Origin of the sequence: Enterobacter sp. PP-008-ECC_S150 (assembly GCF_045257065.1) — a bacterium.
In the GTDB taxonomy this organism is placed as follows: Bacteria; Pseudomonadota; Gammaproteobacteria; order Enterobacterales; family Enterobacteriaceae; genus Enterobacter; species Enterobacter chengduensis.
On sequence record NZ_JBJHHG010000006.1, the window covers coordinates 1 to 15,775 of the forward strand.

The 15,775-nt window shown below is 55.4% G+C and carries 17 protein-coding genes and 1 tRNA gene; 10 read left to right on the forward strand and 8 right to left on the reverse strand.

Features of this window, described 5'->3' with window-relative positions:
• Positions 1-116 (reverse strand): transposase (locus tag ACJBF3_RS08460; RefSeq protein ID WP_152641195.1); only part of this gene is annotated, 116 nt, incomplete at its 3' end.
• 71 nt (positions 117-187) lie between these two features.
• Between ACJBF3_RS08460 and ACJBF3_RS08465 the strand changes: the two genes are divergently transcribed.
• Positions 188-520 (forward strand): helix-turn-helix domain-containing protein, encoded by a 333-nt coding sequence (locus ACJBF3_RS08465; RefSeq protein ID WP_072049978.1) that lies wholly within the window; start codon positions 188-190, stop codon positions 518-520.
• Positions 403-1,560: a site-specific integrase gene (locus ACJBF3_RS08470; RefSeq protein ID WP_145974509.1), complete on the forward strand. Its 1,158-nt coding sequence runs from the start codon at positions 403-405 to the stop codon at positions 1,558-1,560. The genes ACJBF3_RS08465 and ACJBF3_RS08470 overlap by 118 nt, the downstream gene beginning before the upstream one ends.
• 15 nt (positions 1,561-1,575) lie before the next feature.
• On the opposite strand, the gene ACJBF3_RS08475 is transcribed toward ACJBF3_RS08470, so the two are convergent.
• A tRNA-Arg gene (locus tag ACJBF3_RS08475) sits at positions 1,576-1,652 on the reverse strand.
• A 277-nt stretch (positions 1,653-1,929) separates the two neighbouring features.
• Between ACJBF3_RS08475 and ACJBF3_RS08480 the strand changes: the two genes are divergently transcribed.
• From ACJBF3_RS08480 to fimZ, 3 genes are all read left to right on the forward strand, one after another.
• Positions 1,930-2,628, forward strand: coding sequence for an EAL domain-containing protein (locus ACJBF3_RS08480; RefSeq protein ID WP_045328461.1), 699 nt, complete (start codon positions 1,930-1,932; stop codon positions 2,626-2,628).
• Between the two features lie 24 nt (positions 2,629-2,652).
• The gene (locus ACJBF3_RS08485; protein ID WP_047716285.1) at positions 2,653-3,381 is read left to right on the forward strand and encodes a response regulator transcription factor; all 729 of its coding nucleotides are present in this window, start codon (positions 2,653-2,655) and stop codon (positions 3,379-3,381) included.
• Positions 3,382-4,180: 799 nt separating this feature from the next.
• Positions 4,181-4,813, forward strand: a complete 633-nt coding sequence (gene fimZ, locus ACJBF3_RS08490) for a fimbria biosynthesis transcriptional regulator FimZ (RefSeq protein WP_045328457.1) — start codon at positions 4,181-4,183, stop codon at positions 4,811-4,813.
• Positions 4,814-4,864: 51 nt separating this feature from the next.
• On the opposite strand, the gene sfmF is transcribed toward fimZ, so the two are convergent.
• The 6 genes from sfmF to fimA form a co-directional block, all read right to left on the reverse strand.
• Positions 4,865-5,386 (reverse strand): fimbria assembly protein, encoded by a 522-nt coding sequence (sfmF, locus tag ACJBF3_RS08495; RefSeq protein ID WP_045328456.1) that lies wholly within the window; start codon positions 5,384-5,386, stop codon positions 4,865-4,867.
• Between the two features lie 9 nt (positions 5,387-5,395).
• The gene (gene fimH, locus ACJBF3_RS08500) at positions 5,396-6,403 is read right to left on the reverse strand and encodes a type 1 fimbria D-mannose specific adhesin FimH (protein WP_406544928.1); all 1,008 of its coding nucleotides are present in this window, start codon (positions 6,401-6,403) and stop codon (positions 5,396-5,398) included.
• Positions 6,396-8,957, reverse strand: coding sequence for a fimbrial biogenesis usher protein (locus tag ACJBF3_RS08505; RefSeq protein WP_045328452.1), 2,562 nt, complete (start codon positions 8,955-8,957; stop codon positions 6,396-6,398). Before ACJBF3_RS08505 ends, fimH begins: the two co-directional genes overlap by 8 nt.
• A 14-nt stretch (positions 8,958-8,971) precedes the next feature.
• On the reverse strand, positions 8,972-9,664 hold the full coding sequence (gene fimC, locus ACJBF3_RS08510; protein ID WP_045328450.1) for a type 1 fimbria chaperone FimC: 693 nt from the start codon (positions 9,662-9,664) through the stop codon (positions 8,972-8,974).
• A 34-nt stretch (positions 9,665-9,698) separates the two neighbouring features.
• Positions 9,699-10,244, reverse strand: a complete 546-nt coding sequence (fimI, locus tag ACJBF3_RS08515) for a type 1 fimbrial protein subunit FimI (RefSeq protein WP_045328448.1) — start codon at positions 10,242-10,244, stop codon at positions 9,699-9,701.
• A gap of 68 nt (positions 10,245-10,312) precedes the next feature.
• The gene (gene fimA, locus ACJBF3_RS08520) at positions 10,313-10,864 is read right to left on the reverse strand and encodes a type 1 fimbrial major subunit FimA (RefSeq protein WP_045328447.1); all 552 of its coding nucleotides are present in this window, start codon (positions 10,862-10,864) and stop codon (positions 10,313-10,315) included.
• A gap of 310 nt (positions 10,865-11,174) precedes the next feature.
• Here fimA and folD point away from each other — a divergent pair, with 310 nt between their 5' ends.
• From folD to ACJBF3_RS08545, 5 genes are all read left to right on the forward strand, one after another.
• Positions 11,175-12,041, forward strand: a complete 867-nt coding sequence (gene folD / locus ACJBF3_RS08525; protein WP_045328445.1) for a bifunctional methylenetetrahydrofolate dehydrogenase/methenyltetrahydrofolate cyclohydrolase FolD — start codon at positions 11,175-11,177, stop codon at positions 12,039-12,041.
• Position 12,042: 1 nt separating this feature from the next.
• Positions 12,043-12,255, forward strand: a complete 213-nt coding sequence (gene ybcJ / locus ACJBF3_RS08530) for a ribosome-associated protein YbcJ (protein WP_045328444.1) — start codon at positions 12,043-12,045, stop codon at positions 12,253-12,255.
• Between the two features lie 257 nt (positions 12,256-12,512).
• Positions 12,513-14,012 (forward strand): PTS transporter subunit EIIC, encoded by a 1,500-nt coding sequence (locus ACJBF3_RS08535; protein ID WP_045328443.1) that lies wholly within the window; start codon positions 12,513-12,515, stop codon positions 14,010-14,012.
• 83 nt (positions 14,013-14,095) lie between these two features.
• On the forward strand, positions 14,096-15,112 hold the full coding sequence (malI, locus tag ACJBF3_RS08540) for a Mal regulon transcriptional regulator MalI (RefSeq protein ID WP_045328441.1): 1,017 nt from the start codon (positions 14,096-14,098) through the stop codon (positions 15,110-15,112).
• A 73-nt stretch (positions 15,113-15,185) separates the two neighbouring features.
• Positions 15,186-15,707 carry a metal-dependent hydrolase gene (locus ACJBF3_RS08545; protein WP_045328440.1) on the forward strand — a complete coding sequence of 174 codons (522 nt, stop codon included), beginning with the start codon at positions 15,186-15,188 and terminating at the stop codon, positions 15,705-15,707.
• Positions 15,708-15,775: the final 68 nt, after the last annotated feature.

The following is a 15,775-nucleotide window of genomic DNA, read 5'->3' on the forward strand; positions in this document are numbered from 1 at the left end:
GTATAAAAGGTGGCATCGGAAATGGCGTGCTTGCGGCAGAGCTCACGGGCAGAAACCCCGGCTTCAGCTTCGCGGAGGATACTGATGATCTGTTCATCGGAAAAACGCTTCTTCATGTGGACGTCCTCATGTGGCTTATGAAGACATTACTAACATCGCGGTGTATTAATCAACGGGGAGCAGGTCAATTACAGCAGAACCACTCACTGCACAAAAGGCGGCGAAACTCCTGAAGGTCTCACCGAGGACTGTCTATCGGCTCATCGACTCAGGACAGCTAGCCGGAAAGAAGGTCGGTAACAAATACCGCACAACCGATGTCGCCTGTATTGCGTATTTACATGACCCGCGCGATCCTGTTGCCGCGAGCGCGGGTGAACATAAAGGAGAGTATTTATGTCAATCACCCTCAGAGGCGGAGTGTGGCACTGTCATTTCGTTACACCGTCAGGGAAAAGAATTAGACAATCTCTTGGTACGGGGGACAAGAAACAAGCTCAGGAGTTGCACGACAGGCTGAAAGCAGAAGCATGGCGTGTAGATAAAATTGGGGAATTACCAACAAGGACGTTTGAGGAATGCTGCATCAGGTGGATTCGGGAGAAGGAGCACAAGCGGTCACTGGATGACGACAAGACCAAAATAGAATACTTCCTGCAGCATTTCTCAGGTAGGGATGTTTCGACCATCACGGCAGAACACGTCTATGATGCCGTTTCAAAGATGGTAAACCGGAAGCATATTCAGGTGTGGGAGTCGAGAAGGGATGCAGCTTTACGCAGAGGAAAGGAGCCGCCTCCGTATGTTGAAAAGCCAGTAAGTCAGGCTACAAAGAGCCAGCACCTGTCTTTTATGCGTTCTCTGCTGAAGACTGCAGCCAATGACTGGGGATGGATTAAGACGGCTCCAGTCATTAAAACCAAAAAGCCAATCAGCAAACGTATTCGCTGGCTGACCAGAGACGAGGCTGAACGGCTTATCGCCTGTATGCCGGAGTCGATAAAGCCAGTGGTGATATTTGCACTGGCAACCGGCCTGCGCCGCTCCAACATCATTGATCTGGAGTGGCAACAGGTCGATATGCAGAGAAAGGTTGCATGGGTAAATCCGGAGAACGCGAAGGCGGGCAAGGCTATCGGCGTGGCTCTGAATGATACCGCATGCAGGGTATTAAGGGATCAGATTGGGAAGAGTTCGAGGTGGGTATTCGTTCACACCAAGCCGTCTACTCGACCGGATAAAACGGTAACTCCGGCTGTACGGAAAATGCGTGTGGACGACAACAGCGCCTGGCGAATTGGCCTGGAAAAAACGGGTATTGAAGACTTCCGTTTTCACGACCTCAGACATACCTGGGCGAGCTGGTTAATTCAGTCCGGAGTACCGCTGTCAGTTCAGCAGGAAATGGGAGGCTGGGAATCGATCGAAATGGTCCGTCGTTATGCTCACCTGGCACCGAACCATTTAAGCGAGCACGCACGGAAAATAGATGCCATTTTTGGCAACCATGACACAAATACGACACAAGGAGAAAATCAGGCTGGTTTGAAACTGGCGTAAGTGCCTGTTTCTAAATGGCACGCCCTGTAGGATTCGAACCTACGACCTACGGCTTAGAAGGCCGTTGCTCTATCCAACTGAGCTAAGGGCGCACTGAGAAGAGTGAACTTCGCGGTGTGAAACGCGAGGAATTATACGGTCAATGGCAGGTGAGTCAATGCCTTTTCCGTTTTCAGGGGTAATTACCGCTAGCCGATTGTAAACAAGGCTATTTTCTCAACATTTCCTCCTGTTTCACCATAAGATTTAGCGCTGCGAAAAGGCTTAGTTGCATTTAAGTAACGCCTGCTGTTTTCCTGAACGTCCGCTCGTCACACTAGAGCCAGGTATCCCAGCCGCCTGGAGGCTGACAGAAAACAGGATAATGGAGTGACTGCGCATAACCCGATCGATACGCCCCCCCGGTTACAGTACATTTCTCAGGACATCGTCGGCATTAAGCTTGAGCCCATCGTCTCCCTCACCTCCTTGCGCCAGGCCGGCGTGGAGGTACTGAGCGTTCTGTCCGACAGGCGGCACAGCGAGGACTTTTTTTGCGATCGGTCCGCCGACTGGTCGATAACGCTGCTTGAAGCACAGCTGGCCGCGCTAAAAAATACGCCGTACGCTCATAATCTTTTTATTAATCTGCCGATAACCGTCCTGACAGAGCCTGCTTCTTATCAGCGACTTATCCGGATGAAAGGCGCGCCGCTCAATATTGAGCTGGTCGACCTCGCCTCTTTTGCGGCGCAGCCCGTCGCGCAGAAGCAGCAGGTCGTTCAGAATCTGCAGCAGCTGAGCAGACAGGGACACGCAATCTGGCTGGATGACGTGGATGACGTCTTAGTGCGGTCGTTTTTATCCTGCCGACTCCCGTTAAGCGGCATCAAGATAGATAAGGAAGCATTCTGGCGTTTACGCGACACCCCTGCCCTGAGGCAACTGGTTTCCCTTTGCTTTCAGCTGGCGGGGAAAGTGCTTATCGAAGGTATTGAGACTGAACGCGATCGTACCTGGGCACTGCAGGCAGGCGCAGACCTCGGCCAGGGATATTACTGGCCGTCCTGGACATGGCCGGAGGATTAAAACGCCATTTCCAGGAGGGAGGCCATGCGAATGACAGTGCGCCGTTACCGGCGGCGGCGTACAGGAAGTGATGCACTGGGATTTACGCGCTCACCTTTTGCTCCCCCCTTTTTCGACCGGCTCGAATTTTTGAGCCAGTCCATCAGCCAGCCCCGCAAAACAGACGCCCCGTTTATCCTTCTTGTGACGGAAGATCACTACCTGCGCACCGGTTTTCTCAACGGGCAGTTTCCCCTGAGCAGCTGCTGCGACTACGCCACGCTGGACGACGCCCTTGTCGCGCAGGCGCAATGGCCCTCCGCCCGTCTGGTTGTGGATATTGAAAGCCGGTCTACGGGGCTTCTCGATAAACTGGATCAGCTGAGAAGGCATAGCCTGTTTCCTCCTTTTCTTACGCCCTGGCTGTTAGTCCGCGCCGATAACTACGACACCCGCCTCTTCTGCAAAGCGGCGGGCCCCTTCCATGTGCTCGAACGCCAGCTGAACGCCGCGGCGCTCCAGCACAGCCTTCTGGATACGCCTCCTCCACAGGGATCCGACAAAGACTGGTTCTCGCGTAATGAATGGCCGATCCTGCAGGAACTCTCCCGGGGCAAGACGTTACGTCAGATTGCCCTAATGCAGAATCGACCCTATAGCCGCATTATCTACCGTCTCAGCTGCATCCTGGTGAAGCTCGGGTTGAGTCATCGGCAGGAATTGCTCCACCTTCTTAACAACCTCTCTGACTGCACATTTTCACTCACGCCCTAACCCCTCATTTCCTAAAGCGCTTTAGGAATTTACTTACCATTCGCGTTTCAAAAATGTTAATTTTTAACAAAAAACTCGAATTTATAACTATTCCTAATTTACGGGCTCGAACCTTGTGAAATGCCACGAATTGAACAAACGGCAGCACTTTCCTCCATCCGTTAAGTGAATGCAGAGAGCGTTAACAAGATGATAATGATGTAAAAACAAGCAGCTTAGCGACATCTCCCGGGAGGAAAAAACGAAGCGGATAGCATCTTCTCCTGTACGGAAGACGCGGACCTCCGGGTCAACTCGTGCGCTTTCAGATGAAGGTATGACGGCCTGCGAGGGCAATTGTTAACCTCATCAGCGTGGGTTTATCCCGCCAAATGATGCGTATTTTTGTTAACAATTGATCAACATACAGAGATATCTGTTATTTTTTGTTATTACATAAAGATGAAAATATGCGGTAAATGAGATAACAGGATATTTCCGCTAAAATTAAAAAAATAGCGATTCAGATCCAGAAGATAATACAAACACATAAGCGGATATTAATTTACAGGGTTTTCGGAAAAAACTTACCCTGTATAATAAGAAGCGTACCAAATCTGAATAAGAAAAATCTTTTTGCCAACACCAGCCAAATGAGATGACCGCGCTGAGGCATAGTTCTTTTCATTACGTAAACAAGGATGCTTTCGCTCTTTCCAGGGAAATACTACGGTATAGGGATCTGCACTTTATATCCTTCCGGCATTTCGAGAGTTTTACAAACTCTGCATAACGCTTTTAACAATCTGAGGCATTAAAAATGAAACCGGCATCCGTTATCATTATGGACGAACATCCTATCGTCAGAATGTCGATAGAAGTCCTGCTACAGAAAAATAAGAATATCACAGTCAAGCTCAAGTCTGGCGATAGCCATGAAGTCCTTGACTGTATCCGCAATCACCCTATCGATCTGGTGATCCTTGACATTGAACTCACGGGCACGGATGCATTCTCTTTACTCAAGAGAATCAGAAACTTAAACAAAGACATTAAGGTTCTGTTCCTCTCGTCTAAATCAGAGTTATTTTACGCGGGTCGCGCCATTCGCGCCGGGGCAAATGGCTTCGTCAGTAAACGAAAAGATTTGGGTGAGATCTACAACGCCGTAGAAATGATCCTGATGGGCTATTCCTTTTTCCCGTCGGAAACGCTGAACTTTATAAACCATTTGGGTTCAGGGAAAGGGATGGCTGTCGATATGCCATTATCGAATCGCGAGGTCACGGTATTACGTTACCTGGCGAATGGATTATCCAATAAGGAAATTGCTGAACAGCTGCTATTAAGCAACAAAACCATTAGCGCGCATAAATCCAATATTTATTCCAAACTGGGTGTGCAAAGCATCGTGGAATTAATTGATTACGCTAAAGCGCACGAACTGCTATAACCTGAATTCACTCCCTGCAGCTTATCTGAGCTGCAGGGAGTGCGGTCAGCGCTAATTATAGTTAATCATGAAGGTGGCATCTGCATCGGCCCGTCCGGGCTGAGGGTTATCGGCAGTGGCAATATAATTGGCATAAAACGACAATGTTGCATTCCCCTGCGCATCCACCGCGACCGCCTGGCTGGCCTGCTGGAGAGCCAGACGCGTTTTATCCGCATCCCTGATCTCAACGGCGACATGCGTTGCCGTACTGGCGTCATTCAGCGCCAGCAACCCGCTATTGCTCCCGTCAGCTTTTCCCGAAAACGTAATGGACGCCGCGCCCGGCGGACAGCCGGTCAGCTTGAGCGTAAACGGCATAGGCTGCGTGCGGCTCCCGGTGGTGCCGAGCTGTTTCGTGGGCCAGGTGCCCAGCGTGACGGTTTTATCGCTGTCGCTGCCCTCGGCAACGCAGGTAAAATCGACAATATTGCCGTAGAGACGAATGTTAATCTCGCCCAACGCGGTGTCCGCCTGAGCCTGGGTGCAAAGCGCAAAGAGCGCCACGGTAATAAAACGGATCCCGTTTCGCATACTGGCTCCTTAGTCGTTATCCACGCGCAGATAACCGCGCGAGGTGAAGCGCCCTTCCGCGGGCTTATTGCCCGTCACGCTCACCGGCCAGACCCGAATGCCCACCTGCGCCTGCGCGCTGTCGTCGAGGCGGAACGGTATTTTGCTCGTCAGATTGTTGGGCGTGAGCGGCGCGCCGCTCTCGTTGGCAATGATGAACCCTACGTCCGGGTTATCCGACACCAGCGCATTACTCGAGACCTTTTCAGCCTCAACGCGCATCGTCAACATGGCGTTCGCCTCTACGTTGGTGCATTTAATCGCGATGGTTTTACTCTGCGATGAAACCCCTTCCGGCTTGTTGCCCGCGCCCGCCTTGCTGAACAGGGAGGCGCCAATGTCTCCGAAATCAAACTCCACCACGTTACCGGCGTTAATAGCGCAGCTTTGCGGCACCTGGATGGTTCCGCTGTAGCTGATGGTGTAGACCGGTGTGGTTAACGGGTCAGAGGCGGTGGTGGTCACGTAAACGCGGAACATCGTGGCGCGCGGGATCACCACCATGTTAATAAAGCGCCGGGTCACCTTAAGGCGGAAGACGAGGCTGGAATCCTGCACGCCAAACGGTTTGTTTTTGGAAACGTTGGGATGGTTCCCCATCTGGATATAGTTTTTGGGCGGGTAAAACACGCCAGCATAGCTGTCCGTGATTTTCATGGCCCCGTCCAGATAGTCGTTAAGCTTCAGATACTGATAGCCGTCGCTCGTTCCCGTCACCGGGTAATCGGTCACATAGCTACGCCTGGTGGTATTCCCGGTCGTGCCCTTCGGGCAGACGGCATTCACCCCTACCCACTGCGACTTCTCGCTGAGCGTCACGACCTGTCCGACCTGGTTATTCGAGCTATTAAATTTATCCGTCAGGTCGTAATGCACCTCGGTCGGCACGCCTTTTTCATTGACGCACACGGTCGCTAATGCGTTTGTCGCGGGCAGGAGCGCCAGAAGCGACAAGGCAAGAATGTGGATTTTATTCACAGCGAATCCCCTTCAGTGTGATTGCCTGCTGCAGGCTCTGTTCAGACAAGCTGTATGGCGCACGGCACTGGGACTGCGCCCCGTCGCCCCACTGGATCAGCAGCTCGCCTTCCAGCGGCAGCCCGCTCAGGTAAATTTGCCCGTCATCCCCCACCATGCTGGTGACGCCGCTTTTGATCTCCCGAACTACCGCGCCGAACGGCACGGGCTGGCTGCCGCGCGTCACCGTCAGCAGGGCACGCACGCCAATGCGGGTATCGAAGCTGGCGCGCACCAGCGCGCCTTTGGTCGGCACCACGCTGCTCACGTTGTTTTCGATATCGGTGTTGTTGCTCATGGTGTTGGTATCCAGCGCCACGCGGTTGTACCGGTAGACGGTGGCATACGGCATCACCGCGTAGCCCCGCCAGTCGGTCTTCACGCCGGTCTGGTTTTCAATGCTGACGCCCGATGCCCCCGGGGCTTTGATCAGCACGTTGGTATCGCCCAGCGGCTGGCTGAAGGTCACGCCGTCAGCGTGGCCAACCACGCCGCCGGAGAGCTGCCAGTTGAGGTCGTGCTGGTCGCGGGAATAGTTGTACCCCACGCCCAGCGTGCCGTAGGTCGCCTGCCAGTTAGCGCTGGCGCTTCCGCTTGAGCCGTTGGTGCTGGCATGCCCCTGGGTCACGCTGTAGTTGAGGTTGCGGTCCTCCAGCAGCGTGCCGCTGACGCCGGTTTGCCAGCTGGTGTCGCCATCGCTGTTTCGGCTGGCGGATGCCGTGGCGTAGGCGCGGTCAATCGCGCTGTCCCGACGATAGCCCTGAGGGGTAAAGATACTGAACGGCACGGAGACGTTAAACGAAGCGATTCGGTCGGTGCCGTCGATCCCGACGGATTTGTTCCACGACCACGAAACGGAGTAGTTAATTCCCTTCACGCCACCCGCGTAGCCCAGCTGGTACCAGAGGTTCGTCTCGTCGGTTCCCCAGTAGGTCTGCTCGCTACCGGAGATGTAGACCGAGCCGTAATCCCCCAGCGACTGCGACACGTTGAGCTGGAAGCGGCCTTTTTTATTCCACGTCAGGTTGTGATAACTCTGCACGTCCGGCACATCGTTATCGTTCTGGCTATCGGCATACTGATAGCCTTCCATTGTGCGCCAGGCCACGTCGTCGAGGGTGTAAAACCCTTTTGTCGAGTAGCGGTAGCCCAGCAGCTGGAAGTTGGTGCCGAAGCCGTTAAGGGACTTGGCGTAGAGGAAGCGCAGCGACTGCCCTTCGTGCTTGCTGTCGTCCGCGAGCTGGCTGCGGGCGTGGGTGATATCAAGCGAGACCGCCCCCCAGTCGCCCAGGTTTTTTCCGGCCCCGACGGCCACCGCGGTATAGCGTGACGCCAGCTGCGTCCCGCCGTAGAGCGTATAACCGTTGGCAAGACCGGTAATCAGGGTGCCCTGGGTGAAGAACGGCGTGTCCTGATCGCTGTTGCCGCTGCGGTAATCCCCCGCGACGAGGTCGTACTTCCAGCGCCCCTCACGCTGCAGGAGCGGCACGGTGGAGTAAGGGACGGTATAGCGCTGCTGGCTGCCGTCCTTCTCTTCCACCGTCACGTCCAGGTCACCGCTTGAGGAAGTTGGGTTGAGATCGGTAATCGCAAAGGCGCCCGGCTGGACATAGCTTTGATAGATAACGTAGCCATTCTGACGCACCACCACTTTGGCGGGGGTCCGGGCGATCCCGCGCACGGTCGGCGCGTAGCCCTGCAGGCTGTCCGGGTACATGCTGTCGGACGAGAAGAGCCGCCCGCCGCGGAACCCCATGCTGTCGAAGACGTCATTCCCGGTATTGCTGTCGCCCAGCACCAGCTCGCTTTTCAGCGGGATAACGGTGCGCTGCGCCCAGGTGCCAATATTCTGCCACTCGCTGCGCCGCTGCCCGTTCGTCTGCGTGTAGCGCCATGCGCCGTTGTTACGCAAGCGCCAGGCGCCATAGTTCAGCCCGCTTTGTAGGTTGAGGTAATAGCTGTCGTCTTCGCTTCCCCGGTTACCGGTGAAGCTGTAGTTCACCAGCGCGGCGGGGATGCCTTCATCCCACTGTTCAGGCGGAATATAGCCCCGGGCGCTGTTTTGCAACGCCACCTGCGGCAGGCTGACGTCCAGACGCTGTGAGGCAAAGTTGAATACCGTTTCGCTGCCGGGTATGGCCGTGGTCAACGGCAAGCAGGTCTCGCCCTGCACCTTAGCCAGCTCGGGAAACGCCGCCACTTTGACGCCAAAGCGATCGAGCATCGCGCGCGTAACGCACGGTGATAGCCCGCCCGCTACCGGCGGCGTGTTTTCGGCCTGCTCAAAACGCACGTCCTGGGTACCGATAAACTCATCGTTACGCCAGATATCCACGCGATAAACGCCGGGCGCCTGCTGGTGTCCTTGTTCAAAACGCGACAAATCCGCCACGCTGGCGGTGTCGTCGGACAAGAAGGCCGGGTTGAAATAACTTTCGCTCCAGCCAGCCTGCGGCCAGAGCGCAGCCATCAGCGCCAGCGCAACCGGGCAGTAACGTCTCTGGTGGTTTTTCATCGCCCTGACTCTGCTCACAGGTTGACGCTACGCGCCGGGGTGATGGCGCCGTAGTCATTCACGCTCTGCCAGGAAAGCGAACCGCCGGCACCGGCTGGCAACACCTGCTGTGCCGAGCTTTTCGGCGCCACCATCAGGTTTTCCAGCTTCTGGCCGCCCAGCGTCAGATTGACGAGAGTGATGTAATACGGCGACGCGTTGCTGACTTTGAGATGATTACCTGCGCGTTCAAACCGCAGCTGGGAAAGCGCCTCTTCTGGCTGCATCGCCAGGTTGTTTGGGCGCACAAACAGCTTGATGCGGGACAGGATCGCCAGCTGCAGCACGTTATTGTTTTCCGTTTTCGCTTTGTTCACCGACGGGATGGCCTTCACGTTCATGTAAAACAGCGATTCGCGATCGGCAGGCAGCGCGGGCCCGGCGTAAATAATACGCAGCGTGTTTTCACTGTTTGGTTCGCTAACAAACAGGGGCGGGGTGACGGCAAAGGTCTTTTCTTTTTGCCCGCTCGCATTTTCAATCCACGCGTTAATTAAATAGCGTTCCTGCTTGTTGCTGTTGGTGATCGCCAGCGACGTTTGCTTTGCCTCTGCGGGATAAATAACGCGCGTGGCTCCCAGCGCAATACCGCCGGATGCATTAGCGCAGGTAGAAACCATCATCAAAATAAACGATAAAAACAATCCTGGTTTAATTAGGGTATTCATCACTACCGTACCTTTAATAATGTGTTCGCAGGTGTTATGGATAAATCAACGTAAACCAGACATCCGACTGAATTTTGCCTGGCTCGAGGTGTTCGGAAATAGCCCGATAGCGGGCGCTAAAATGGAACGCGAGCTCGGGGGTATCGATCGGCAGCCAGCTGACGGCCGTGGCGTTTGGGATAATCTGACGTTGCTGTTCGTCAAAGAGCGCCAGCCCTACGCCGCTGCTGACGGGTGCTTCACCCGGGCGCGATGTCGCCAGAAAAACCTGCGGATCTTCTGCGGGCGTGACGCCCTGAAACTGGATCCCCACGGTGCGCGATACATCAACGCTGCAGTCCAGCAGCCGCACGGTAAAAGGCACATTCACCGTGGAAAAGCTGCCCACGCCGGAAAATGAGTTGGTTCGGTACTGCCCCATGTCGATGCGCATATTCTGGCTGTCGGGCGCCACGGCGCAGCCGCCGTTCACCAGTTCACCTCTGAGATGAACCTTGCCGCCCTCGATCACCACGGTATGCGCCGATGCCGGGCAAGCCATCGCAAGGGTTAACAGCAGTAGTGTTCCAGTCCTTGTCATCCTTCGTTCCTGGCAATAGCGTATGACGGGCCTCGTCCCTGAGGCCTGAACATCCCTGTGCGGAGGAATTATTCGTATTTCATTACGAAGGTGGCGTCAGCGTTCGCCTGGCCTGGCGCGGTAGTGGCAGCCGTTGATTTATAGCGCGCGGTGAACTTCAGGGTGTTTGTCCCTTCGATCAGCGTCTGCGCAGCAGAGAAGGTTGCACCGTCTGGGGTCAGCACGCTGGATTTGCTGTCGAGGATCTCAATGCCCACGCCTTTCGCGGTGTTGTCGTTGTTACCGGAAGTGACGGCCAGCAGGGTTTTGTCCGTTGGGTCGATCTGACCGGTGAACGCAACCGCTGCCGTTTGAGCAACCTGCGGATCGCAGTCATTCAGTTCAATGTTGAATGGAATATTCGAGGTGGTGTCGCCCACTTTGGTAAATTTCGCGGTACGATATTGACCCAGATTAACGGTCTGCTCGGAAGAATCAGTATTTACTGAACAAGCAGCATTAACCAGCTCCCCTTTAAAATGTACGGTACCGCCATTGACGGAAACCGCATCTGCATGAGCGGCACCCGCGACCAGGGCCAAAGTTGCAATAACAGTAGAAGCAATGTTGCTGAGTTTCATGTCTATTCCTTTAAAATGTAAATAACCCTTCCCGCCAATAATCGGGAATAAGAAATACGTTCAATTGAAAAATTGAAAGCTTATTTCGGAGGAGACAAAGTAGCTCAGGAATAAACGTTTAAATATGTCAAAACGCTGCCATTTCGCCAGGTCACATCCTAATACTGCCTAAGAAATTGACCATCCCCTAAGAAGGGTTTTTGCGCCTCGCTGATAAAAACGCGTAAAGGGTGACTGACAGCGACGCTCGCTTCTGACAAAATACAGGCCATCCCCCCTTTCAAACGTTACAGACGGAATCTTCTCTCTGATGGCAGCAAAGATTATTGACGGTAAAACGATTGCGCAGCAGGTGCGCTCTGAGGTCGCGGAAAAAGTGAAGGCGCGTAAAGCGGCCGGAAAACGCGCCCCCGGGCTCGCCGTTGTGCTGGTTGGCAGCAACCCGGCATCGCAGATTTATGTCGGCAGCAAGCGCAAAGCGTGTGAAGAGGTCGGCTTCGTCTCCCGCTCTTACGATTTGCCGGAAACCACCAGCGAAGCAGAACTGCTGGAACTGATTGACACCCTGAATGCCGATAAAGAGATCGACGGTATTCTGGTTCAGCTGCCGCTGCCAGCCGGTATCGACAACGTGAAGGTGCTGGAGCGTATTGCGCCGGATAAAGACGTGGACGGTTTCCACCCGTACAACGTTGGCCGCCTGTGCCAGCGCGCGCCGCGCCTGCGTCCGTGCACGCCGCGCGGTATCGTGACGCTGCTGGAGCGCTATAACATCGACACCTACGGCCTGAACGCCGTGGTTATCGGCGCGTCCAACATCGTGGGCCGCCCGATGAGCATGGAGCTGCTGCTGGCCGGCTGCACCACCACCGTCACCCACCGCTTCACCAAAAACCTGCGCCACCACGTCGAGAACGCCGATCTGCTGATCGTCGCGGTCGGCAAGCCGGGCTTTATCCCAGGCGAGTGGATCAAAGAAGGTGCAATTGTCGTGGACGTCGGGATTAACCGTCTGGAAAGCGGCAAAGTGGTCGGCGACGTGGTGTATGAAGACGCCGCCGCGCGCGCGTCTTACATTACCCCAGTACCGGGCGGCGTAGGCCCGATGACCGTAGCCACGCTGATTCAGAATACCCTGCAGGCGTGCGAAGAATATCACGACGTAGAGGACGCGTAAGATGGCGACTTTTTCATTAGGAAAATACCCGCACGTTGAGCTGTGCGATCTGCTCAAGCTGGAAGGCTGGAGCGAAAGCGGCGCGCAGGCGAAAATCGCCATTGCCGACGGGCTTGTCAAAGTGGACGGTGCGGTGGAAACCCGCAAGCGCTGCAAGATTGTCGCGGGCCAGACCGTGAGCTTTGAAGGTCAGAGCGTGACGGTTACGGCCTGAGCCGTTTGATGCCCGGTGGCGCTGCGCTTACCGGGCCTACGTACTCTCTCCGCCACCCGGCAATTTCTCTCCCCCTCCCCTCACACCCATTAAGCTTATTTATCGATCCACTTCAAATAATCACTATTTCGTCTGTTGAAACGTGAAAATTCAGTTGCGCGTTTTTCACTCTTTGCCCACGATAAGTAGAACGTTCTACTAAAACGTTCTACTTACAATAACAGCGCCTAAAAAAGCGCTACTCGGGGGAAATCAGCATGAGTCTGATATCAGGGTTTGTTAAATCGCTGTCTAAGTTATCGATGATTGGTCGCGCCTTAATGCTGCCAATTTCACTGCTTCCCGCTGCGGGCCTGCTGCTGGCCTTCGGCGATAAGTTCCATCTGCCGCTGATGATGAACGCGGGCGGGGTGATCTTTGATAACCTGCCGATGCTGTTTGCCATTGGCTCTGCCGTAGGCCTGGCGTCGGAATCCGGCATTGCTGCGCTCTCTGCAGCGGTCTCGGTGTTTGTCACCAATATCACCATCAGCACCGTGCTGAGCATCACGCCGGAAATGGCCTCCCAGGGCGGGAAATACGCCTTGGTGGTCGGCATTCCGACGCTGCAGATGGGCGTCTTTGGCGGCCTGATCTGCGGTATTCTCGCGGCATGGTGCTATAACCGTTTCCACACCATGCAGCTGCCGGAGTTCCTCGGCTTCTTCTCCGGAAAGCGCTTCGTGGCGATTGCAACGGCGTTTCTGTCGTTCCTGATGGGGCTGCTGCTGCCGTACGTCTGGCAGCATATTCAGGCCGGTATCGACGCGCTCTCCGTGGTGGTTAACGGCGATAATCAGGCGGCGTCGACCTTTATCTTTGGCCTGGTGGAGCGCGCGCTGATCCCGCTCGGTCTGCACCATATCTGGTATCCGTCGTTCTGGTATTCGTTCGGGGATTACACCACCCAGGCGGGCCAGGTGATCCACGGCGACCAGACCATCTGGTTCAAGATGCTGGAAGAAGGGGTGAAATCCTTCAGCAGCGATACCTACCAAAACGCCGGTAAGTTCATGCAGGGTGAATTCCCGCTGATGCTGTTCGCGCTGCCCGCAGCATGCCTGGCGATGTACCACGAAGCCCACACGAAGAATAAGAAAATCGCGGCCGGTATTCTGTTCTCCGCGGCGCTCACCTGCTTCCTGACGGGGATCACCGAACCGGTCGAGTTCACTTTTATCTTCGTGGCGCCGATTCTGTACGTCTTTAACGCCATCATGGCGGGCCTGGCCTACATGACCATGTACCTGCTGCATGCGCATATCGCCAAGTCGTTCTCGGCGGGCTTTATCGACTACCTCTCGTTCGGGATCCTGCCGTCGTTTAACGGTTATCAGACCCACTTCCTGAGCGCCATTATCATCGGCATTCCAATGGGCCTGATCTACTACTTCACGTTCCGCTTCGTGATCCGTCGCTTCGACGTGAAGACGCCGGGCCGCACGGAAGTGACCGCCAACGCGGATGAGAAATCGGACTCCGAACTCGCGACCGAGATCATCACCCTGCTGGGCGGGGCGCATAACATCGACTCCGTTGGTGCCTGCATCACCCGCCTTCGCCTGGAAGTGTCAAAAAGCGAGGCGGTCGATAAAGACGGTCTGAACGGGCTCGGCGCGCGCGGCGTGGTCTTCGTCGGCGACAACGGTATTCAGGTGATTTTCGGTGCCAGAGCACAGTTTATCGCCCAGACCATGTCCACCATGATCGGCAAATAATAAGATGCCTGAACGACACGTCTCCTGTACGCTGGGAGACGTGTTTTATCTGGCTGATAATCGGCAAATTTCAGGGAGCGGTTTTGAAGAAAGTCAGCATTATTGATGTCGCAAAGCACGCGGGCGTGTCGGTTTCCACCGTCTCGCTGGTGCTGCGCCAGAAAGGGAAAATCTCAGAGGCAACGATCGGGAAGGTCAATGCTGCCATCAATACGCTGGGCTATGTTCATAACGTCGCCGCTGCCAACCTTCGCGCCAACACCTCTAATTTAATCGGCCTGATCCTGCGGGACTTCAGCGACAGCTTCTCTATTAAAGTGATGGCGAGCATTGTTCAGGAGCTGGAGAAGCAGGGTTATATGGTGTTTCTCGGTCAGCCCCTGAACGACCGTGACCATCTCGAACGCACCCTGCTCTCGTTTAAGCAGCAGGGCGTGGCGGGGGTCATCTATCTGGCGTCAGACACCCGCACCTCAACGCTGCCGGAGCACATTCGCCGCTGCCCGCTGCCGCTGGTGGTGGTTTCCCAGTCGCTGCTGGATGAAAAATGTAATCTGGTGATGCGCGATAACCGCCAGGCCGCTAACCTGGCCGCGCGCTATCTTATTGAGCGCGGACACCGCAATATCGCCTATATTGGCGGGCGCGACGGCTGTCTTATCCGCGAGCAACGCCTGCTCGGTTTTCGCAGCGCCATGACGCAAAGCGGGCTGGTCTGGCGTGACGAATCGTCTCCCGCCTGCACCGACGATACGCAGGCGGCGGCGATGGCAACGCGTCAGCTGCTTGAGAAAAACAACACCATCACCGCCCTGCTCTGCCACTCGCCGGATGCCATGATCGGTTCGATCTCCGGTATTCACCAGGTGGGGCGTACGGTGGGAAAGGATGTGTTTCTGACCCAGCAGGTCGCGCTGGTCGGTTTTGAAGATATGCTCCACGTTAACCTCACCTCCCCGTCGTTTACCTACGTCTCTTCAGCGAGCGACGAAACCGGGCGTCAGGCGGCGGGGCTGATTATCCGCAAGCTGAAAGAGCCGGATCTGCAAACCCAGCGCATTACCCTTTCCGGGCAGCTTATCGCACGCGAGTCGGCGTAAAATCAGAATTTAGCACAGGTCTGCTGGCGCGGGATTACTGCTATATTTCCATGATTTGCCATGGATAATGACAATGCCTACCGTAATTACGCACGCTGCCGTTCCGCTTTGCCTGGGCTTAGGCCTGGGAACCAAAGTCATTCCTCCCCGCCTGCTGTTTGCCGGGATTGTCCTCGCCATGCTGCCGGACGCCGACGTGCTGGCCTTTAAGTTCGGCGTGGCCTACGGCAACGTTTTCGGCCATCGCGGGTTTACCCACTCCCTGCTGTTTGCCTTTGTGGTGCCGATACTGTGCGTGCTGATTGGCCGACGATGGTTCAGGGCCAGCCTGACGCGCTGCTGGCTGTTTTTAACCGTGTCACTGCTCTCGCACAGCCTGCTGGATTCCGTGACGACCGGCGGGAAAGGCGTCGGCTGGCTGTGGCCGTGGTCTGATGAGCGCTTCTTTGCGCCGTGGCAGGTGATTAAGGTCGCGCCGTTTGCGCTGTCGCGCTATACCACGCCGTACGGGCATGAGGTCATTATCTCGGAACTGCTGTGGGTGTGGCTGCCGGGAGTCGTGCTGATGGGCTTGCTGTGGTGGAAAAGAAGGTAAAAAAAGCCGGGTGGCGGCTACGCCTTACCCGGCCTACTTTCACCTTTAGGCCCGGTAAGCGTCAGCGC